Source organism: Serratia sp. ID 25-353 (assembly GCF_054792795.1).
In genome coordinates, this window is the sequence record NZ_CM139236.1 from 3,764,700 (window position 1) to 3,785,300 (window position 20,601).

Consider the following 20,601-nt stretch of genomic DNA (forward strand, 5'->3'; position numbering starts at 1 on the left):
ATGAAATACGCACTGGGGCCGGTACTCTACTACTGGCCGAAAAACGACATCGCGGCGTTCTATCAACAGGCGGCGGAGAGCAGCGCCGACATCATTTACCTCGGCGAGAGCGTCTGCACCAAGCGGCGCGAAATGAAGGTCGGCGATTGGCTGGCGCTGGCACGCGAGATCGCCCGCAGCGGCAAGCAGGTGGTGATCTCCACGCTGGCGCTGCTGCAGGCGCCGTCCGAGCTGAATGAGCTGAAACGCTATGTGGAGAACGGCGAATTCCTGTTTGAAGCCAACGATCTGGGCGCGGTCAACATGGCGGCGGAACGCGGTCTGCCGTTCGTCGCCGGCCATGCGCTGAACTGCTACAACGCCTATACCCTGCGCCTGCTGCGCCGCCAGGGCATGATGCGCTGGTGCATGCCGGTCGAGCTGTCACGCGATTGGCTGGCCAACCTGCTGACGCAGTGCGACGAGCTGGGTTTCCGCCACGACTTTGAGGTGGAGGTGCTGAGCTACGGCCACCTGCCGCTGGCCTATTCGGCGCGCTGCTTCACCGCCCGCTCGGAAAACCGCGGCAAGGACGAGTGCGAAACCTGCTGCATCAAGTATCCGCAGGGCCGCATGATGCATTCGCAGGAACAACAGCAGGTGTTCGTGCTCAACGGCATCCAGACCATGAGCGGTTACTGCTATAACCTCGGCAACGAGCTGCCGAGCATGCAGGGGCTGGTGGACATCGTGCGGCTGTCACCGCAGGGCGCCGAGACGCTGGCGCAAATCGATGCCTTCCGCGCCAACGAGCGCGGCGAGCAGCCGCTGGCCTTGACCGACCACGCCGACTGCAACGGCTACTGGCGCCGCGTGGCGGGGTTGGCGTTGGTGGGGTGAAGCCCCCTTACATTCAACAAATGGGCACCCATTGTGGTGCTCATTAGATCTGCCTGTACGGCAGTGAACCACAACGAAGTTATCCGCAAATCCACCAGCCATTTCTAAGCTACCTGTACGGCAGTGAACTGCTAAGGTGTGAACGTGCTCTCATAACGTCCTTTCTAAGCTGCCTGTACGGCAGTGAACGGGCTATTTATCATGATGGCCGCTATCAACACTTTCTAAGCTGCCTGTACGGCAGTGAACAATTCATCGTGATGTTTTCGGCAAAGTGGGATTTTCTAAGCTGCCTGTACGGCAGTGAACGTTCAACTGCAGAGCGCATGGCTGGCACGCTTTTTCTAAGCTGCCTGTACGGCAGTGAACAACATGCCTGTAGAGCGCTGCACGATGCGCAATTTCTAAGCTGCCTGTACGGCAGTGAACACAAACAAATTTTGTATACTGAGGTGCTATATTTTCTAAGCTGCCTGTACGGCAGTGAACTGTTAGCAAGTTTCTCTAACCTGCTGAGAAAAAAAAGATAATCGTCCTTACTCACCCCAGAACCCTTTTTCCGGCAGAGAATGCATTTTATTGAAATTAAAAGCATTAATTATAGTCGCCAAAAAAAGGGTCAATGAGGGGATCAACTCGCCCGCCGCTTCCTGAACATCCCGCGCAGCGCCACGCTGTTGCGCAAGAAGCCGACGCCAAAGCCCAGCAGGGTGTAGACCACGCCGAGCACCAGCATCATCATCACGTCTCCCCACACTTCGTTCAGCGACAGCCCCATCTGGTTGACGCCGGCGATCGCCTTGGTGCCCCAGGTGGAAGGAATGCTGTACGAGATGGCGCGCACCCAGGCCGGCATCGACTGCAGCGGCCAGATGGTGCCGGACAGGTAGAAGATCGGCGTGGTGATGAACGCCAACGTCAGGTAGATCATTTCGACGCTGCGCAGGCACTCGGTCACCAGCTTGCCCAGCCCCAGTACCGCCAGCAGGAACGGGAAGGTCAGCAGCAGCAGTTCGGCGATGTTCGCCGTCTGCCGATAGCCCAATACCCACGGCCACAGCACGAACAGCACGATCGACAGGAACAGCCAGATCGGCAGCAGCGCCGTCAGCCCGCCGAGGTGCGCCGCCAGCGGCGCCTTGCCGCCGGGCATGCTCTTCATGGCGATGTTGACGCGGATACAGGCGATCAGCAGCGAATGCTGCAACAGCATCACCAGCAGGCCGGGGAAAATGATCGCCGCGAAGCTGATGCCGGGGTTAAACACGTCCAGCGTTTGCCCCAGTATCGGCGTCAGCAGTATCTGCGCCTGCCGTTCGCTGAAGCCGCTGCGCAGCAGCAGGCCGTTATTGTACTCCGTCAGCAGCTGTTGGTAGGCCGCCACCACGTCCTGTTGGATCTGGCCGTTGGCCAGGCGGTTGGTGGCATCGCCGTACACCGGCACCACGATGTTCTGCCCGCTGAGGATCTTCTTCTCCAGATCCACCGGCATGATGATCACCGCAAACAGCTTGCGCCAACTGAGATCGCGCTGCGCCTGCTCCAGGCTGTCGTAGGTTTCAATCGCGATCTTGGAGGTGGCGTCCAGCTGGCGGATCAGCTGCCGGCTGGCGGTGCTGTGATCCTGATCGACCACCCCCACCGGCAGATCCCACACCGTGCGATTGGCGTACACCATGCTCATGATGCACAGCGACAGGATCAGCATCAGCCACACCGGCCGCTCGAGCATGCCGAGCAGCACCTTAACGAAGGTTTGCCAATAGAGCTTCATCCGGCGTTCCCCTCTTTTGCCAGCCGCGCCGGCAGGCGATTACGCACCAGCAGCGCGGCCACCAGCGGATAGACCGCCAGCAGCGCACACACGCTGAAGATGGCGCTGGCGTGCACCTGCCGCAGGAACACGTCGAACATCGCGTACAGCGCGTGGGTCAGCGGCTCGATGTTGGAAATGATACGCGCCGGCAGCGGCATCGACAGCTCAGGCACCGCCATGCCGGAGAAGGTCATCGCGATACTGACCAAAATACCGATCAGGCTGTAAGCGGTGATAGTGCTGCCGGTAAAGGTATACAGCAGCAGGCCGATGCTCTGCGCCGCCATCACGTAAAACAGGCCGATCATCAGCATAAACAGCGGATTGCCGCTGACGCGGGCGTCAAAGATGCCCACCAGCGCCGCGATCTCCACCATCAGCAGGGTGGTGAAACACAGCGTGTAAGGCGCCAGCTTGCCGAGCAGCGCCAGGCTGAACGGCTTGGCCTGCAGCAGCGACTTGCTGCGCGCCAGCACGTAGATCATGCAGGTCACCGCGAACAGCTGCAGCAAATGGATGGTGGCGGCGAACTGCTGGTAATAGATATAGCTGCCGCTGGCGTTGAACAGGCTGCCATAGGAGAGCGTCACGTCCGCCAAGGGCGGCAGCGTTTTGCCCATCTCGGTGGCGATGATGCTGCGGGTGCTGGCGTTGATTTCGTTCATCAGGCCGCCAAAGTCCTGGGTGGAGTACAGCCCGGCGCCGTAGAACAGCGCATTGTAGTACATCACCACGCTCGGCTGTTTGCCCGACAGCGCGTTGGCCTCAAAGTCCGGCGGGATGTACAGCAACGCGTAATCCTGTGCGCTGCGCAGGCGGCTCAGCGACTCCGGCAGCCCACCGCCGTAGGCCTCGACGTGGGCGTGCGACCCGGCGTCCAGCCGCCGCGTCAGCGATTTGGAGAGCGGGCTATGATCGCTGTCCACCACCGAGACCGGCAGATCGAGCAGCGTGCCTTCGGAGAAGTTGCTGCTGATCAGCCCAAACAGGATCAGCGGAAAGATCCAGCTCAGCCAGTGCACTACCGGGCTGCGAAAGGCGACGCGGCACTCTTTATCGAACGCGTGACTGAAGCAGCGCCAGCCGGCCCTTACTCTTTCCATTGCCATAAGGTGCTCATCCCCGGACGCAGGCCGTCCACCGGCTGTGACGGATACAGGCGCACTTCGAAGGTTTTCAGGTCGAAGTCGCCGGTGGCGCGGGTGGCGCGTTTGGTGGCGTAATCCCCCAGCGGCGCGATGTAGCGCACCTCGGTGTCGATCATTTTATCCTTCAGCGCCGGCACCCGCAGCTTGACCTTGTCACCTTTGCGCACGTGGGCCAGGATGTCTTCGCGCAGGTTAAACACGAAATAGGCATCCGGTACCCGGATCAGCGTCACCAGCGGGCTGCCGGCGTTCAGCAGCTCGCCCACTTCGGCCGGAATCGGCCCCACTTCGCCGTCCACCGGCGCTTTCACCTGCAGATCGTCGCTCTGCGCCTGGATCTGCAGCAGGTTCTCTTCCGCCGCCCGCAGCGCCGCCGCATATTGCTGCCGCTGCTCGACGCGGTCGCCGTTAATGCCTTCATCCAGGTTAGCCTTGGCGGCCTGCACCTGCTGGAAAGCGGTGTCGCGCGCCCGGCGCGAAGCGTCCAGCTCGGACTTCGAGATATAGCCCTTGCCGGCCACGCTCAGATTGCGGTTGTAGTCGTTTTGCGCATTGCGGTACTGCGCCTCGGCCTGCGCCAGGTTGGCGCGCAGGTTGCGGATGCTCTCTTCACGGGTGCCGTGCAGCGACAGCTCAAGCTGCGCCTTGGCCTCGTCGCGCGTGGCCTGCGCGGAACGCAGCTGCGCCATCAGTTCGGGGCTGTCGAGCTGGATAATCAGTTGGCCGCTTTTCACGTCGTCGCCGCGTTCAATCAGGCGTTCAACCACCCGGCCTTTCGCCTTGGAAGCGACGATCACTTCGGGGGCATCCACTTCACCCTGCAGTAACAGATCCTGATTGTGTGCGCGGAACAAGATCGCCAATGCGATCGCCACCATCATCAGCAACAGGGTAAACAGCGTCTTTTTTTTCATTATGTCGGCTCCCGGAACGGTAAGCGGCGGGCGGGGATCATCATTTCCATGTCTCAAATTGCTCCAAAAAACACCATTGCTCTCATGAGGATATCACAAGCACATATCTCCTCTTTTATAACTATAAATTGGATTATGCTTTTAACACTAAAAAGCATCATTTTCGGCTTTTTGGTATGCAGACTCCTGCAATCGCCCTTTAAGCGATCCACTCTCTGATGGACGATGTCATGACTGAAAACACTGCCGTACCGCTGTCGGTACTGGATTTATCGCCAATCCCGCAAGGGGCCAAAGCGCGCGACGCTTTCCACTGTTCGCTGGATTTGGCGCAGCATGCCGAACGCTGGGGCTACCGGCGCTACTGGCTGGCCGAGCATCACAACATGACCGGCATCGGCAGCGCCGCCACCTCGGTACTGCTGGGCTATCTGGCCGCCGGCACCCAGAGCATTCGCCTCGGCTCCGGCGGCGTGATGCTGCCGAACCATGCGCCGCTGGTGATCGCCGAGCAGTTCGGTACGCTGGAGTCGCTCTACCCCGGCCGCATCGATCTGGGGCTGGGCCGCGCGCCCGGCACCGATCAGCGCACCATGATGGCGCTGCGCCGCCACCTGTCCGGCGATGTGGATACCTTCCCGCGCGACGTGCAGGAGCTGCAAAACTACTTCTGCGACGCGCAGCCCGGTCAGCCGGTGCAGGCGGTGCCGGGCCAGGGGCTGCACGTGCCGCTCTGGCTGCTCGGCTCCAGCCTCTACAGCGCGCAGCTGGCGGCGCAGCTCGGCCTGCCGTTCGCCTTCGCCTCGCACTTCGCCCCGGATATGCTGTTCCAGGCGCTCCAGCTGTACCGCGAGAACTTCAAACCGTCCAAACAGCTGGCGCAGCCGCACGCCATGGTGTGCGTCAACGTGATCGCCGCCGACAGCGATAGCGATGCGCGCTTCCTGTTCAGCTCGATGCAGCAGCAGTTCATCAACCTGCGCCGCGGTTCGCCCGGCCCGCTGCCGCCGCCGGTGGATAACATCCACGCGCTGTGGACCGCCGGTGAGCAATACGGCGTCGAGCAGGCGCTACGGATGTCGATCGTCGGCGATGAAAAAACCGTGCGCCACGGGCTGCAAACGCTGCTGCGTGAAACCGATGCCGACGAGATCATGGTCAACGGCCAGATCTTCGATCATCAGGCGCGGCTGCGTTCGTTCGAGATTGTCGCCGGGGTGCAAGGCGACATCGTGAAGGGGTAAAACGCGAAAAGGCGGTGGGGAGCCCCACCGCCTCGGCGTTAACGCTGGATCAGGTAGCGGATGGTCGGCCCGTCCTGCTGGATATCCAGCACCTTGTAGCCGTGGTTGCGCGCGTCGAGCGGAATGTTGTTGATCGACTGCGGGCAATCGCTGATCACCTCCAGGATTTCCCCCGGCTTCAGCTGCGGCATCGCCTCCAGCGTCGCCACCGCCGGGTACGGGCAAGGCTCGCCCAGCATGTCCAGCCGGTAGTCCGGCACTATCGTCGTCTCTTTCATGGCAGGCTCCTCAAATTCACCACCTGCGCCTCAGGCCGGGCGCGGAAAAAGCGTTTCTCCCACCACAGCATGGCGGCGAAGGCCAGCGCCAGCAGCAGGTAGGTCACCAGCAGGCCACCAATTGGGCCGAAGGTGTCGAGCAGGTTGATCTTGTCGTAGTCGGTCGCCAGCGCCGGCGCCAGATCGTCCCAGTAATAGGCCAGCAGCGTAGCGCCGATGATGTTGCCCAGCCCCACCCACCAGTAGTGCACCTGCCCTTCCACCGCGCGGTACATCCAGCCGGTCTCGCAACCGCCGGCCAGCACGATGCCGAAGCCGAACAGCAAGCCGCCCAGCACCGCATTCGGGCCGGCCCACATGATCTTCGGCGCCACGCCGAGCTGCACATAGCTGAATATGCCGATGGCGCTCACCGCCATGCCGATGATGATGGCTTTCGCCATGTGGGTGCGGCCGGTGATCCACAGATCGCGGAACGCCGAGGTGAAGCAGATCTGCGCGCGTTCGATCAGCAGACCGAAGCCGATGCCGAACAGCATGGCGATGCCGAGCTTCGGCGCATCGAACAGCGTCCACAGCGACCAGGCCACCGCCAGGCCGAAGACCGCCATGCCCAGACGGAAGCGGCGGCGCGCCTGCTCAGGCTTCTGCGTCAGCGGTGCGGCAGCCTTCACCTTTTGCAATTTGACCGGGATGCGGAACATCGGCAACAGCGTGAATTTAGCGCCGAAGTAGGAGCCGGCGGCGGTCGCCAGCGCGAAGAACCAGGCGTGCAGCGAAAACTGTGGAATGCCGGTGAAGAACGCCGCCAGGTTGCACCCCATCGCCAGGCGCGCGCCGAAACCGGCGATGATGCCGCCCAACAGCGCCTGCACGATGCGAATGCGGTGCTGCGGCTGGCGCAGCTTGATGTTGTTGGCCCACAGTGCGGCGGCGATGCAGCCGGCAAACATACCGATGATCATGCGCCCGTCGATGCGCTCCAGCGGCGTACCCTGCAGGCCGATAACCTTGAAATAGCCCCACTGCTCGGGGTGCAGGCCGAACCACTGCAGCACATGGCCGCCCCAGCGGGTGAACTCGCCGGTCACCGCCCAGAAGGTGCCGGTCATGCCGAAGTAGTAGGTAGAAAGGATCCCGGCGGCGATCACCGCCGGCAGCGGCGCCCAAAAGCGCACCAGGTATTGAGATTTGAACTGCTGCCAACTCATGGCATCTCCCGTGCATATCATCCGTAAGAAAAAACCTTATGAATGATACGCCATTCAGGGACGTTTGACGGCAACTTTCAGGCATAAAAAAACCAGCCCGCAGGCTGGTTTTTCAGAGCGCTTCATTCATCGCGAACGATGAGTCGGCAATTACGCGTCGCCGAAACGACGACGAGGTGCAGCAGGTGCTGCGTCATCACGGCGTGGTGCCGGCTTGCCGTCACGGTTGAAGTTACCGCCACGACGCTCGCCGCCGTTACCACCTTCACGACGTTCGCCGAAGGAACGACGTGGGCCGCCTTCGCGACGTTCGCCGTTGAACGGACGACCGTTACCGTTGCCGCGACGTTCGCCACCGTTGCCACCGTCACGACGCTCGCGACGTTCGAACGGCTGTGCATCGCCCAGCAGCTGCATGTTCATCGGCTTGTTCAGGATGCGAGTGCGAGTGAAGTGATTCAGGATCTCGCCCGGCATGCCTTTTGGCAGCTCGATGGTGGAGTGGGAAGCGAACAGCTTGATGTTACCGATGTAACGGCTGCTGATGTCGCCTTCGTTAGCGATCGCGCCAACGATGTGACGGACTTCTACGCCATCGTCACGGCCCACTTCGATGCGGTACAGCTGCATTTCGCCAACGTCACGACGTTCGCGACGCGGACGGTCGCCGTCACGGCTATCGCGGCTGTCGCGACGGTCGCCACGATCACCGCGACGATCGTCACGGTCGTTGAACTCGCGGCGCTGGCGCGGTTTGAAGACCGGATCCGGCGGCAGGATCAGCGGACGTTCACCCTGTGCCATTTTCAGCAGCGCTGCGGCCAGGGTTTCCATATCCAGCTCTTCTTCCGGCTGCAGTTTGGTCAGCAGTGCGCGGTACAGATCCAGATCGCTGCTTTCCAGCTGCTGCTGAACTTTCGCGGCGAACTTGGCCAGACGACGCTCGCCCAGCAGTTCTGCGTTCGGCAGTTCCACTTCCGGGATGGTCAACTTCATGGTGCGTTCGATGTTGCGCAGCAGGCGGCGTTCGCGGTTTTCCACGAACAGCAGCGCGCGGCCGGCGCGGCCCGCACGACCGGTACGGCCGATACGGTGAACGTAAGACTCGGAGTCCATCGGGATGTCGTAGTTAACAACCAGGCTGATGCGCTCAACGTCCAGGCCACGGGCCGCAACGTCGGTCGCGATCAGGATATCCAGACGACCGTCTTTCAGGCGCTCCAGGGTCTGCTCACGCAGCGCCTGGTTCATGTCACCGTTCAGCGCGGCGCTGCTGTAACCACTGCGCTCCAGCGCTTCGGCCACTTCCAGGGTCGCGTTCTTGGTACGGACGAAGATGATCGCCGCGTCAAAGTCTTCAGCTTCCAGGAAACGCACCAGCGCTTCGTTTTTACGCATGCCATACACCGACCAGTAGCTCTGGCTGATGTCCGGACGGGTGGTCACGCTGGACTGGATGCGCACTTCCTGCGGCTCTTTCATGAAGCGGCGGGTGATGCGACGGATCGCTTCCGGCATGGTGGCGGAGAACAGCGCGGTCTGATGTTCAGCCGGGATCTCAGCCATGATGGTTTCTACGTCTTCGATAAAGCCCATGCGCAGCATTTCGTCGGCTTCATCCAGCACCAGACCGCTCAGGTTAGAGAGGTTCAGGGTGCCGCGCTTCAGGTGGTCCAGCAGACGGCCTGGGGTACCCACAACGATTTGCGGGCCCTGACGCAGAGCGCGCAGCTGCACGTCGTAACGCTGGCCGCCGTAAAGGGCTACCACGTTGACGCCGTTCATGTGTTTGGAGAAATCGGTCATCGCTTCGGCAACCTGAACCGCCAGTTCGCGGGTCGGTGCCAGCACCAGGATCTGAGGTGCTTTCAGGTCTGCCTGCAGGTTGTGCAGCAGCGGCAGCGAGAACGCTGCAGTTTTACCACTACCGGTCTGTGCCATGCCCAGCACGTCGCGGCCGTTCAACAGGTGAGGAATACACTCAGCCTGGATCGGAGATGGTTTTTCATAGCCCAGATCGTTCAGGGCGGAAATGATTGGAGCAGACAGCCCCAGATCAGCAAAAGAGGTTTCAAACTCAGTCGTCATGTACACGTGCCTCATTAATAATGGCAGCCAGTCTACATAACTCGTCGAGAAAATTTTCAGTCATTTTCATTGAAAAGTGTGAACCGGCTCAAATTAGATTATAAAACGAACAAAAAAGCCCTCACCCGTTAAGGCGATAACTTTGGTTAAAAACCAATGTTCATCAGGCTGATTGGTGTTCGTCAGCTATTGCTGGTCCGATTCCGATAGGTCGTCTTGCTCTTGGCCCAAAAGCGCCAATTCCAACAATGCATAGCGGTGCTCAACGAAGTTGTGAACGTTGTTAGACACCGTCAGTTTGAACAGCGCCGAAGCGGTGTCCTTGTCCCCCAGACTCAGGTAGTGTTTACCCAAATAGAAGTCAGTTTCACTGAGATGCTCAGCGAGCGAAGTGTTATCCGTTGCATCTGCCTTGAGGCGTTCCATCAGCGTTTTTTCGCTGATCTTGCCCAGGTAGAATTCGACAATATTCCATCCCCATTGCCCTCTGTCCGCTTTGTCATAGCGCTGCTGAAGCGCTACCTCGGCCTTCTTGGGATCGATTTCTCGCTCCACCAGATACAGCCATAACGAACGGAAGGGATCGTTTGGGTCGTCTTGATAAAACGCCTGCAGATCATCCTGCGCCAACGGGAAGCGGCCGCCATAATACAGTGCGATGCCCCGGTTTAAACGCGCGTAATTGTAAGTTGGATCAAGCTCTAGTACAGAATCAAACGCTTCATAGGCAGCATCAAAATTGCCTGCCTGCGTTAAGTAAATGCCCAGGTAGTTGAAAACTTCCGGCATGTCGGGACGTATCGCCAGCGCCTGCGAGAAATCATTGCGCGCTAATGCACGTAACCCGAGGCTATCATACAGCACACCGCGCTCATATAAAAGCTGTGCGCGTTCGTCGTCCGTCAGTGCCCGACTGGCAAGAATTTGTTCCATGCGCGCCAGGATCACTTCCTGCTGCAACGTAGGCTGCAACGGGATTGCCAAAACTTCGTCTTTACGCCAATCATGGTTGCTGCATCCTGCCAGCATGAGTGCTGTCGCAACGTAACACCAGCGCAAGAAAGGCTTCATTTCCCACTCCCGAAGACAAACATTGGATGAACGTCCTGTCCTCCGTTTGCTAATACGCGGGCATCCTACCCGCGCGATACGAACAGCTCCCAACCCCGTGGCGGGGAGCTGTAAAACTATCTATACAGTTATTCTGCTTCAGGCGCAGGTGAACCCGCTTCTGGCGCCATCGCTTCTTTGATGCTCAGACGCACGCGGCCCTGACGGTCAACTTCCAGTACCTTAACCGGCACTTCCTGACCCATCTGCAGATAGTCGGTCACTTTCTCGACGCGCTTGTCGGCGATCTGAGAAATGTGTACCAGACCTTCTTTACCACCGCCGATGGCGACGAATGCGCCGAAATCAACGATACGGGTCACTTTACCCTGGTAGATACGGCCCACTTCGATCTCTGCCGTGATCTCTTCGATACGACGGATAGCGAATTTCGCCTTCTCACCGTCGGTCGCAGCGATTTTAACTGTACCATCATCTTCGATTTCGATGGTAGTGCCAGTCTCTTCGGTCAGCGCGCGGATAACGGAACCGCCCTTACCGATCACGTCTTTGATTTTATCCGGGTTGATGCGGATAGTATGAATACGCGGTGCGAATTCGGAGATATCGCCGCGCGGGGAGCTGATAGCCTGTTCCATCACGCCCAGGATGTGCAGACGCGCGCCCTTGGCCTGGTTCAGAGCCACCTGCATGATTTCGCGGGTGATGCCTTCGATTTTAATGTCCATCTGCAGCGCGGTGATACCGTCGCGGCTACCGGCCACTTTAAAGTCCATGTCACCCAGGTGATCTTCGTCACCCAGAATGTCTGACAGAACCACAAAGTTATCGGCTTCTTTCACCAGGCCCATCGCGATACCCGCAACGGCAGCCTTGATTGGCACACCGGCGTCCATCAGCGCCAGAGACGCGCCGCACACGGAAGCCATGGAAGAAGAACCGTTGGATTCGGTGATTTCAGACACTACGCGAACCGTGTACGGGAAATCTTCCGGTTTAGGCATCATAGCCAATACGCCGCGTTTCGCCAGGCGACCGTGACCGATTTCACGACGCTTAGGAGAACCGACCATGCCGGTTTCGCCTACGGAGTACGGAGGGAAGTTGTAGTGGAACAGGAAGCTGTCGGTCTTCTCGCCCATCAGCTCGTCCAGGTTCTGCGCGTCGCGCGCGGTGCCCAGGGTCGCGGTAACCAGCGCCTGAGTTTCACCACGGGTGAACAGCGCGGAACCGTGGGTGCGCGGTAGTACGCCGGTGCGCACGTCCAGGCCACGGATCATGTCTTTTTCACGGCCGTCGATACGCGGCTCGCCACGCAGTACGCGGCTACGCACCACGTTCTTCTCGACGTTGCCCAGGATGTCCTGGATTTCGCCGGCGTCCAGCGTTTCGTCCTGCGCCAGCAGGGTTTCAACAACGCTGTCTTTGATCGCGTCAACCTGAGCGTAACGCTCTTGTTTTTCGGTGATGTGGTAAGCGTCGCCCAGGCGAGCTTCAGCCAGTTCAGCCACGCGCGCGTGCAGCGCTTCGTTGACCGCTGGGGCCTGCCAATCCCACTTCGGCTTGCCGGCTTCGGCAACCAGGGAGTTGATGTTTTCAATAACCACTTGCTGCTGGTCGTGGCCGAACACCACGGCGCCCAGCATCTGATCTTCGCTCAGCACTTCCGCTTCGGATTCAACCATCAGCACCGCGCCGGCAGTACCGGCAACCACCAGGTCCAGACGGCTTTCTTTCAGCTCGTCAGTCGTCGGGTTCAGCACGTACTGATCGTTGATGTAACCTACGCGCGCTGCGCCGATTGGGCCGTTGAACGGAATGCCGGACAGGCTCAGGGCGGCAGAGGCGCCGATCATCGCAACGATGTCCGGGTTCACCTGCGGGTTAACGGAAACCACGGTCGCGATCACCTGAACTTCGTTCAGGAAGCTGTCCGGGAACAGTGGGCGGATCGGACGGTCAATCAGACGGGAAGTCAGCGTCTCGCCTTCGCTCGGACGGCCTTCGCGACGGAAGAAGCTGCCTGGGATACGGCCGGCGGCGTAAGTACGCTCTTGGTAGTTAACGGTCAGCGGGAAGAAGCTCTGGCCCGGCTTGGCTTTTTTCTGGCCAACGACGGTAACGAATACGGCGGTGTCATCCATGCTCACCATAACGGCGGCGGTGGCCTGACGAGCCATCATACCGGTTTCGATGGTGACGGTATGCTGGCCATACTGGAATTTGCGAATGATCGGTGTCAGCAAAATTATATCCTTGATTAGCGGCGCGCAATCGCATTGACGACTCGACACGCCTGTGACTCGATTTGCCTTCTCACTACATCCTCGCGACTAATGACAATCCTTATCTCAGGCGGGAGATAAAGCCTCTCATTAGCCGCGCGAACCTCTGTAACGGAAGAACCTGTTTGGAAACATCAGTAATACATTAACCTGATTTGCTTATGCTTCCTAGAAGAAAGGGGCCAAAATAGGCCCCTTTCCACTGAAACTTGCTAGATTAGCGACGCAGACCCAGACGCTCGATCAGGCTGGTGTAACGTGCTACATCTTTACGCTTCAGGTAGTCCAGCAGCTTACGACGCTGAGAAACCATACGCAGCAGACCACGACGGCTGTGGTGATCTTTTTTGTGCTCGGAGAAGTGGCCTTGCAGATGGTTGATCTGCGCAGTCAGCAGGGCAACCTGAACTTCGGTAGAACCGCTGTCGTTAGTACCACGACCGAAATCAGCTACGATTTGAGCTTTAGCTTCAACACTTAGAGACATTGTAATACTCCAGATTATAGATAATAAAAACAGGCGCCGATCTCTAATTCAGCAACCCAATGCATAAGCTGCGCCATTCTACTCTTAGCGCAGTGCGATCGCAAGGCGACGCAGTGCCCCGCCGTCAGTCGAAATGCTCGACCACCAGGCGGCGCGGCGCCACGCGACCATCCTCGGCGATGTCGCCAACGCCGATGAATTTTCGCTCTTCACCCTCGGTGATGCGCACCAGGCCGGAAGCCGGCGCGCCGGCCACTTGCACCGGTTGCCCCTGCTTGACGTAGCCCGCTACCACCGGCAGCAAATTCACTTCCGGATAGTTCTCAACCGGGCTGTCCATCGGCATCAGCAGCGGATCGAGCAGCTCGCCGGGCGCGATCGCCTGTTCCTGCGCCTGCGCCAGCAAGGCGTTCAGCTGTTCCAGCGTCACCATGCGCGCGATCGGGTAAGTCGCCACCTGCAGGCGGCGCAGATAGATCACGTGTGCGCCGCAGCCCAGCAGCTCGCCGAGATCGTCGGTGATGGTGCGGATGTAGGTGCCTTTCGAGCAGTGGATCTCCAGCTCCAGCTCATCCCCTTCCCAGCGGATAAACTGCAGCTCGTACACCGTGATGCTGCGCGCTTCGCGCGGCACTTCAATGCCCTGGCGCGCATACTCGTAGAGTTTCTTGCCCTGGTATTTCAGCGCCGAATACATCGACGGCACCTGCTGGATATCACCGCGGAAGGTGTCCAGCGCCGCATCGAGCTGCGCCTGGGTGAAATTCACCGGGCGCTCCTGCACGATCTGGCCGTCGGCGTCGGAGGTATCGGTACGCTGCCCCAGCTTGGCGATCACCCGATAACGCTTGTCGGAATCGAGCAGGTATTGCGAAAACTTGGTCGCTTCGCCCAGGCAGATAGGCAGCATGCCGGTCGCCAACGGATCGAGCGCGCCGGTATGGCCCGCCCGGTTGGCGTTGTACAGGCGTTTTACTTTTTGCAGCGCATCGTTGGACGACAAACCCTGTGGCTTGTCCAGCAACAGCACGCCGTGGATATCACGGCCGCGGCGACGAGGGCGACTCATTAATCCTCCTTGTCATCGCCTGAGGCGGAACGGCGCTCGGCGTCGTTCTTCACCACGTTGGTCACCAGGTTGGACATGCGCATGCCTTCCACCAGGGAGTTGTCGTAGGCGAAGGTCAACTCCGGCACCACGCGCAGGCGCATCGCTTTGCCCAGCAGGGTGCGGATGTAACCGGAAGCGTCCTGCAACGCTTTAATGCCGTTGGTGACCAGATCCGGATCGTGGTTCTCGGTCAGCACGTTCAGGAAGGTGACGTAAACCTTGGCATACGCCAGGTCACGGGACACTTCCACGCCGGAAACGGTCGCCATGCCGACGCGCGGATCTTTCACTTCACGCTGCAGAATGATCGCAATCTCTTTCTGCATCTCTTGCGCCACGCGTTGACCGCGGCTGAATTCTTTTGCCATTTTGGATTCTCCAGACAAATCGGGGGGCACAAAGGCCCCCCGTAAACAGATATAAGCAGATGTGCAATCGTTAAGCGATGGTGCGTTGGATCTCAATGATTTCGAACACTTCGATCATGTCGCCGACGCGCACGTCGTTATAGTTCTTAACGCCGATACCACATTCCATGCCGTTACGGACTTCGTTAACGTCATCCTTGAAGCGGCGCAGGGATTCCAGCTCGCCTTCATAGATAACCACGTTGTCGCGCAGTACACGGATTGGGTTGTGACGCTTGATGGTCCCTTCGGTAACCATACAGCCGGCGATAGCACCGAACTTAGGCGATTTGAACACGTCGCGCACTTCGGCCAGGCCGATGATCTGCTGCTTGTATTCCGGCGCCAGCATACCGCTCATCGCCTGCTTCACTTCGTCGATCAGGTTATAGATCACGGAGTAGTAACGCAGATCCAGGCTTTCCGCTTCGATTACGCGGCGCGCAGAAGCGTCGGCACGCACGTTGAAGCCCAGGATGATGGCGTTGGATGCCGCAGCCAGCGTCGCGTCGGTTTCGGTGATACCACCTACGCCGGAGCCGACAATCTTCACCTTCACTTCGTCGGTGGAGAGTTTCAGCAGCGAGTCGCTGATCGCTTCGCAAGAACCCTGTACGTCGGACTTCAGTACGATGTTCAGCTCGGACACTTCGCCGTCGGTCATGTTGGCGAACATGTTTTCCAGCTTGGACTTCTGCTGACGCGCCAGTTTGACTTCGCGGAATTTGCCCTGACGGTACAGCGCCACTTCACGCGCTTTCTTCTCATCACGCACCACGGTCGCTTCGTCACCCGCTGCAGGCACGCTGGACAGACCCAGGATTTCCACAGGGATAGACGGACCGGCGGAAGTCACGTCACGGCCCAATTCGTCGCGCATCGCACGCACACGGCCGTATTCGAAGCCGCACAGAACGATATCGCCCTTGTTCAGCGTACCTTCCTGAACCAGCACGGTAGCCACAGGGCCACGGCCTTTATCCAGGAAGGACTCGATCACCACGCCGCTCGCCATGCCGCTGCGAACTGCTTTCAGTTCCAGAACTTCGGCCTGCAGCAGGATAGCCTGCAGCAGCTCGTCGATACCGGTACCGGCTTTCGCGGACACGTGGACGAACTGCGCTTCGCCGCCCCACTCTTCCGGCATAACGCCGTACTGAGACAGTTCCTGCTTAACGCGGTCCGGATCGGCTTCCGGCTTGTCGATTTTGTTCACCGCAACCACCAACGGCACCTGCGCCGCTTTCGCGTGCTGGATAGCTTCGATGGTCTGTGGCATCACGCCGTCGTCGGCCGCCACCACCAGAACCACGATGTCAGTCGCCTGAGCACCGCGAGCACGCATCGAGGTAAACGCGGCGTGGCCCGGAGTATCCAGGAAGGTGATCATGCCGTTCTCGGTTTCTACGTGGTAGGCACCGATGTGCTGGGTAATGCCGCCGGCTTCGCCCGCCGCCACTTTGGTGGAGCGGATGTAGTCCAGCAGAGAGGTTTTACCGTGGTCAACGTGGCCCATGATGGTCACAACCGGCGCGCGCGGCTCGGCCGCAGCGCCCGTATCACGGTCGCTCATCAGCGCTTCTTCCAGCTCGTTTTCACGGCGCAGGATAACTTTGTGGCCCATCTCTTCGGCAACCAGCTGTGCGGTTTCCTGGTCGATAACCTGGTTGATGGTGGCCATGGCGCCCAGCTTCATCATCACTTTGATGACCTGAGAACCTTTTACCGCCATCTTGTTGGCCAGCTCGGCCACGGTGATGGTTTCGCCGATCACCACGTCACGGTTAACCACCTGCGCCGGCTTGTTGAAGCCCTGCTGCAGAGCGCTAGGCTTGCGTTTGCCTTTACCGCCACGGGTAACGGCACGCGCCTCTTCACGATCCGCTTTGGACTCGGACAGCTTGTTGCCTTTCTTCTGCTTGGTGGCTTTGCCGCCGCGGGTGCGGCTGCGACGATCGCCTTCAACTTTGGCGTCGTTTTCGTCTTCAGCGGCACGGGCGTGCTGAGAGGTGGTCACGTGATAGTCGGCGCTTTCAACCGCGGCGCTTGCCGCGTCTGCCTGGGCCCACTTCTCGCCGTTCTCTTCGGCCATGCGGCGGGCTTCTTCCGCCACGCGCTTGGCTTCCTCTTCAACCTTGCGGCGCACTTCCTCTTCCGCTTTGCGTTTCAGTTCCGCGGCTTCGGCTTCACGGCGTGCTTTTTCCGCCTGAGCTGGCTTGGTCATTTCGTCGGTATGTTGATTGGTCACTTTTTCTTTTTCCGCTGAATTACGCTTAGCAATCTCCGCGGCCTCACGTTTGGCTTGCTCTTCGGCTGCGCGCTTCGCTTCCGCTTCGCGTTTTGCGAGCTCTTCCGCTTCGCGCCGTGCCTGCTCTTCCGCTTCACGCTGTGCCTGCTCTGCCGCTTCAGCCAACTGGGCTTCCTGCGTATCGCGATTTACATAAGTGCGTTTCTTGCGGACCTCAATTTGCACCGATTTACTTTTACCGCCGGTGCTCGGAATATTCAAGGTGCTGCGCGTTTTGCGCTGCAAAGTGAGTTTACCCGGCGCGCTGCCGTGTTCACGGTTCAGGTGCGCCAGCAATGTTTCTTTTTCTTGCTGGGTAACAGAGTCCGACTCGGACTTGTTGATCCCTGCATCAGCAAACTGCTGTACCAGGCGATCAACCGGAGTCTGAATCTCTGCTGCCAGCGATTTTACGGTTACATCTGTCGTCATGCTGTTCCTTCCTGCTACAGTTATTACGCGTTGTCGCCAAACCAACAGATATTGCGTGCAGCCATGATCAGCTCACCGGCTTGCTCGTCGCTAAGCCCTTCAATATCAGCCAGATCGTCAACACCCTGCTCGGCAAGATCTTCCAGCGTACAAACCCCACGCGCGGCCAGTTTAAAGGCCATGCTGCGCTCAAGACCCGGCAGGTTGAGCAAATCGTCGGCCGGTTTGTTGTCGCCCAGGCTTTCTTCTTGTGCCAGGGCCAGCGTGGTCAATGCAGCTTTGGCGCGTTCGCGCAATGCTTCAACCGTATCTTCATCCAGACCGTCGATTTCCAACAGCTCTTTGATCGGCACGTAGGCCAGTTCTTCCAGCGTGGAGAAGCCTTCTTCAACCAGTACGGTGGCGAAATCTTCGTCGATATCAAGATACTTGGTGAAGGTATCAATAGCGGCATGAGCCTCGGCCTGGTGCTTGGCCTGCAGGTCGTCCGCCGTCATCACGTTCAGTTCCCAACGATCGTCGCCGCGGTGTTGTTTCAGCAGCTGGGAAGCCAAACGCACGTTTTGGCCGTTACGGCCGATCGCCTGTGCCAGGTTGCTGGCTTCAACGGCGATATCCATGGTGCAGTTATCTTCATCTACCACGATCGACGCGACGTCGGCCGGCGCCATGGCGTTGATGACGAATTGCGCTGGGTTATCATCCCACAGGATGATGTCGATGCGTTCGCCGCCGAGCTCGCTCGACACGGCCTGAACGCGCGCACCGCGCATACCTACGCAGGCGCCGACCGGGTCGATGCGCTTGTCGTTGGTTTTCACTGCAATTTTCGCGCGGGAGCCTGGATCGCGGGCTGCCGCTTTAATTTCGATCACTTCTTCGCCGATTTCCGGCACTTCGATGCGGAACAGTTCTTTCAGCATTTCCGAGCTGGAACGGCTGACAAACAGCTGCGCGCCGCGAGCTTCAGGACGCACGGCGTACAGTACGCCGCGAATGCGGTCGCCCGGACGGAAGTTTTCGCGCGGCAGCATGTCTTCACGGCCAATCACCGCTTCAGCGTTGTTGCCCAGATCCAGCGCGATGCTGTCACGGTTCACTTTCTTCACCACGCCGGTGACGATCTCACCTTCGTGCTCACGGAAAGCGTCGACCACCATCGCACGCTCGGCTTCACGCACTTTCTGCACGATAACCTGCTTGGCGGTTTGGGTGGTGATACGGTCAAAGGTCACGGATTCGATCTGATCTTCGACGTAGCCGCCGAGCTCGATGCTCGGATCTTCAAACTGAGCGGCTTCCAGCGTGATTTCACGCGTTGGCTGAGTCACCTCGTCTACGGCGACCCAACGGCGGAAGGTGTCGAAATCGCCGGTTCTGCGGTCAATGCTGACGCGCACGTCGATTTCCTGCTCGTATTTTTTCTTGGTTGCGGTGGCTAATGCAGTTTCCAGCGCTTCGAAAATCTTCTCGCGCGGAAGGGATTTTTCATTGGAAACTGCTTCAACAACAGCCAGAATCTCTTTGTTCATCCTAGTTGCCTCTTCCAAACTTTAAAAGTGGGGTACCAGGTTCGCTTTCTGGATGTTGCTCAGCGCGAACACTTCATCTTTCCCTTCCACAGTAACCGTGATCATCTCGCCTTCGACAGACTTGATAATACCCTGCCACTTGCGACGGTTCTGTACCGCCATGCGCAGGACCAGGCTGACTTCTTCACCGAGGTAACGCGTATAGTGTTCTGCGGTGAACATCGGGCGATCAAGGCCAGGAGAGGAGACTTCCAAGTTGTAAGCGACCGTGATTGGATCTTCGACGTCCAATACAGCGCTGACCTGGTGGCTGACATCAGCGCAATCATCAACATTGATGCCGTTATCACTATCAATATAGATGCGGAGCGTCGATTGGCGCGCACGAATGAATTCGATGCCTACAAGCTCAAAGCCCAACGCTTCTACCGGTGCCGAAAGCATCTCTGTTAACTGTTGCTCTAATGTGGACAAGCCCACCCCCAAGACATAAAAAAAGGGCTAAATAGCCCAGTGATTCTGTTGCCAAATAACAAAAAACCCCGAAAAATCGGGGCTTTATGCAACTGGACCCTGTTTGCCGCTAGGCGGCCTCGGTACAACTTTCGAGCAAGTGTCATTTTCAAATGTTGATCGAGAAAAGCGGATTTCAATCGAAAAGTGTATTTGAAAATAAACACTTAAAGGAAAGTGGTTGCGGGGGCCGGATTTGAACCGACGACCTTCGGGTTATGAGCCCGACGAGCTACCAGGCTGCTCCACCCCGCGTCCGAAAACGTGGCAAATACTACGCCGATAATCGCAAAATTGCAAGTTATCTCTGGGATTTGGTACCGAGGATGGGACTCGAACCCACAAGCCCGTTAGGGCACTACCACCTCAAGGTAGCGTGTCTACCAATTCCACCACCTCGGTACTGATTCTTACTGCTAACGGCCGTTGTTTTTTCGAGTTCACAACCACCGTTTACAAACTTTTTTGCGGCTTACTGCGGGATGTCGCTGCTCGGCTTGGCAGGTGCTGCCGGCGCGGTTGTCTGCTCAGTTTTCACTGGCTGACCCAGGTTTTCCCACTCGCTGCCTTTCTTGCTTTGGTTGCTGCTGAGGTTGCCCAGAATCAGGCTGATGACGAAGAACAGCGTCGCCAGCACAGCAGTCATGCGGGTCATAAAGTTACCGGAACCACTCGAACCGAACAATGTGCCTGATGCACCTGCTCCGAAAGAGGCTCCCATGTCAGCGCCTTTACCTTGCTGCAACATAATCAGAGCAACCAGCCCGATTGAAATCAGCAGGAAAATTACCAGAAGAGCTTCGTACATAGTAGTACCCGTATCCTTGCGGCCTCACCGCATGCCAAATGCTTCACACTCATCAAGCAGGCGTTTTTATAAACTGCCTACTGAAGCGGG

18 protein-coding genes, 2 tRNA genes and 1 CRISPR repeat array are annotated in these 20,601 nt (G+C 58.6%); of the genes, 2 read left to right on the top strand and 18 right to left on the bottom strand.

Features of this window, described 5'->3' with window-relative positions:
- Window positions 1–879, top strand: coding sequence for a U32 family peptidase (locus ACYF6X_RS18175; RefSeq protein WP_130017361.1), 879 nt, complete (start codon window positions 1–3; stop codon window positions 877–879).
- Between the two features lie 101 nt (window positions 880–980).
- A CRISPR array of direct repeats spans window positions 981–1,368; the repeat unit is 28 nt; unit sequence TTTCTAAGCTGCCTGTACGGCAGTGAAC.
- A 142-nt stretch (window positions 1,369–1,510) separates the two neighbouring features.
- Here ACYF6X_RS18175 and ACYF6X_RS18180 read toward each other — a convergent pair.
- Genes ACYF6X_RS18180 through ACYF6X_RS18190 form a run of 3 tightly spaced genes read right to left on the bottom strand, consistent with a single transcriptional unit; the run spans window position 1,511 to window position 4,757 of the window.
- Window positions 1,511–2,653: an ABC transporter permease gene (locus ACYF6X_RS18180; RefSeq protein WP_123893223.1), complete on the bottom strand. Its 1,143-nt coding sequence runs from the start codon at window positions 2,651–2,653 to the stop codon at window positions 1,511–1,513.
- Window positions 2,650–3,804 (bottom strand): ABC transporter permease, encoded by a 1,155-nt coding sequence (locus tag ACYF6X_RS18185; RefSeq protein ID WP_060422719.1) that lies wholly within the window; start codon window positions 3,802–3,804, stop codon window positions 2,650–2,652. The genes ACYF6X_RS18180 and ACYF6X_RS18185 overlap by 4 nt, the downstream gene beginning before the upstream one ends.
- Window positions 3,786–4,757: an HlyD family secretion protein gene (locus ACYF6X_RS18190; RefSeq protein WP_049277639.1), complete on the bottom strand. Its 972-nt coding sequence runs from the start codon at window positions 4,755–4,757 to the stop codon at window positions 3,786–3,788. Before ACYF6X_RS18190 ends, ACYF6X_RS18185 begins: the two co-directional genes overlap by 19 nt.
- A gap of 230 nt (window positions 4,758–4,987) precedes the next feature.
- Here ACYF6X_RS18190 and ACYF6X_RS18195 point away from each other — a divergent pair, with 230 nt between their 5' ends.
- A complete protein-coding gene (locus ACYF6X_RS18195) occupies window positions 4,988–6,001 on the top strand; it encodes a luciferase-like monooxygenase (protein WP_175089862.1) in 1,014 nt (337 codons plus the stop codon).
- A gap of 38 nt (window positions 6,002–6,039) precedes the next feature.
- Here the strand turns inward: ACYF6X_RS18195 and yedF are convergent, their stop codons facing one another.
- The 15 genes from yedF to secG form a co-directional block, all read right to left on the bottom strand.
- Window positions 6,040–6,279 (bottom strand): sulfurtransferase-like selenium metabolism protein YedF, encoded by a 240-nt coding sequence (yedF, locus tag ACYF6X_RS18200; RefSeq protein WP_004933486.1) that lies wholly within the window; start codon window positions 6,277–6,279, stop codon window positions 6,040–6,042.
- Window positions 6,276–7,490 (bottom strand): selenium metabolism membrane protein YedE/FdhT, encoded by a 1,215-nt coding sequence (yedE, locus tag ACYF6X_RS18205; RefSeq protein ID WP_033648664.1) that lies wholly within the window; start codon window positions 7,488–7,490, stop codon window positions 6,276–6,278. Before yedE ends, yedF begins: the two co-directional genes overlap by 4 nt.
- Window positions 7,491–7,640: 150 nt before the next feature.
- On the bottom strand, window positions 7,641–9,578 hold the full coding sequence (locus tag ACYF6X_RS18210) for a DEAD/DEAH family ATP-dependent RNA helicase (protein WP_063991603.1): 1,938 nt from the start codon (window positions 9,576–9,578) through the stop codon (window positions 7,641–7,643).
- Window positions 9,568–9,648, bottom strand: a complete 81-nt coding sequence (gene yrbN, locus ACYF6X_RS18215) for a protein YrbN (RefSeq protein ID WP_099032700.1) — start codon at window positions 9,646–9,648, stop codon at window positions 9,568–9,570. The genes ACYF6X_RS18210 and yrbN overlap by 11 nt, the downstream gene beginning before the upstream one ends.
- Before the next feature lie 116 nt (window positions 9,649–9,764).
- Window positions 9,765–10,649 carry a lipoprotein NlpI gene (gene nlpI, locus ACYF6X_RS18220; protein ID WP_004933495.1) on the bottom strand — a complete coding sequence of 295 codons (885 nt, stop codon included), beginning with the start codon at window positions 10,647–10,649 and terminating at the stop codon, window positions 9,765–9,767.
- Between the two features lie 128 nt (window positions 10,650–10,777).
- Entirely contained in the window at window positions 10,778–12,895 is a 2,118-nt protein-coding gene (gene pnp / locus ACYF6X_RS18225) for a polyribonucleotide nucleotidyltransferase (RefSeq protein ID WP_025305055.1), read from the bottom strand.
- A gap of 256 nt (window positions 12,896–13,151) precedes the next feature.
- Window positions 13,152–13,421 carry a 30S ribosomal protein S15 gene (gene rpsO / locus ACYF6X_RS18230; RefSeq protein WP_004933502.1) on the bottom strand — a complete coding sequence of 90 codons (270 nt, stop codon included), beginning with the start codon at window positions 13,419–13,421 and terminating at the stop codon, window positions 13,152–13,154.
- Between the two features lie 124 nt (window positions 13,422–13,545).
- Window positions 13,546–14,490, bottom strand: a complete 945-nt coding sequence (gene truB, locus ACYF6X_RS18235; protein ID WP_039567792.1) for a tRNA pseudouridine(55) synthase TruB — start codon at window positions 14,488–14,490, stop codon at window positions 13,546–13,548.
- A complete protein-coding gene (rbfA, locus tag ACYF6X_RS18240; protein ID WP_004933508.1) occupies window positions 14,490–14,900 on the bottom strand; it encodes a 30S ribosome-binding factor RbfA in 411 nt (136 codons plus the stop codon). Before rbfA ends, truB begins: the two co-directional genes overlap by 1 nt.
- A gap of 70 nt (window positions 14,901–14,970) precedes the next feature.
- Window positions 14,971–17,658, bottom strand: a complete 2,688-nt coding sequence (gene infB / locus ACYF6X_RS18245; protein WP_033652759.1) for a translation initiation factor IF-2 — start codon at window positions 17,656–17,658, stop codon at window positions 14,971–14,973.
- A 23-nt stretch (window positions 17,659–17,681) separates the two neighbouring features.
- Entirely contained in the window at window positions 17,682–19,190 is a 1,509-nt protein-coding gene (gene nusA, locus ACYF6X_RS18250) for a transcription termination factor NusA (RefSeq protein WP_019453340.1), read from the bottom strand.
- A gap of 21 nt (window positions 19,191–19,211) precedes the next feature.
- Window positions 19,212–19,664 (bottom strand): ribosome maturation factor RimP, encoded by a 453-nt coding sequence (gene rimP, locus ACYF6X_RS18255; RefSeq protein ID WP_004933515.1) that lies wholly within the window; start codon window positions 19,662–19,664, stop codon window positions 19,212–19,214.
- A 217-nt stretch (window positions 19,665–19,881) separates the two neighbouring features.
- A tRNA-Met gene (locus tag ACYF6X_RS18260) sits at window positions 19,882–19,958 on the bottom strand.
- 60 nt (window positions 19,959–20,018) lie between these two features.
- Window positions 20,019–20,105, bottom strand: a tRNA-Leu gene (locus ACYF6X_RS18265).
- Window positions 20,106–20,175: 70 nt separating this feature from the next.
- On the bottom strand, window positions 20,176–20,511 hold the full coding sequence (gene secG, locus ACYF6X_RS18270) for a preprotein translocase subunit SecG (protein ID WP_004933519.1): 336 nt from the start codon (window positions 20,509–20,511) through the stop codon (window positions 20,176–20,178).
- Between the last annotated feature and the right edge of the window lie 90 nt (window positions 20,512–20,601).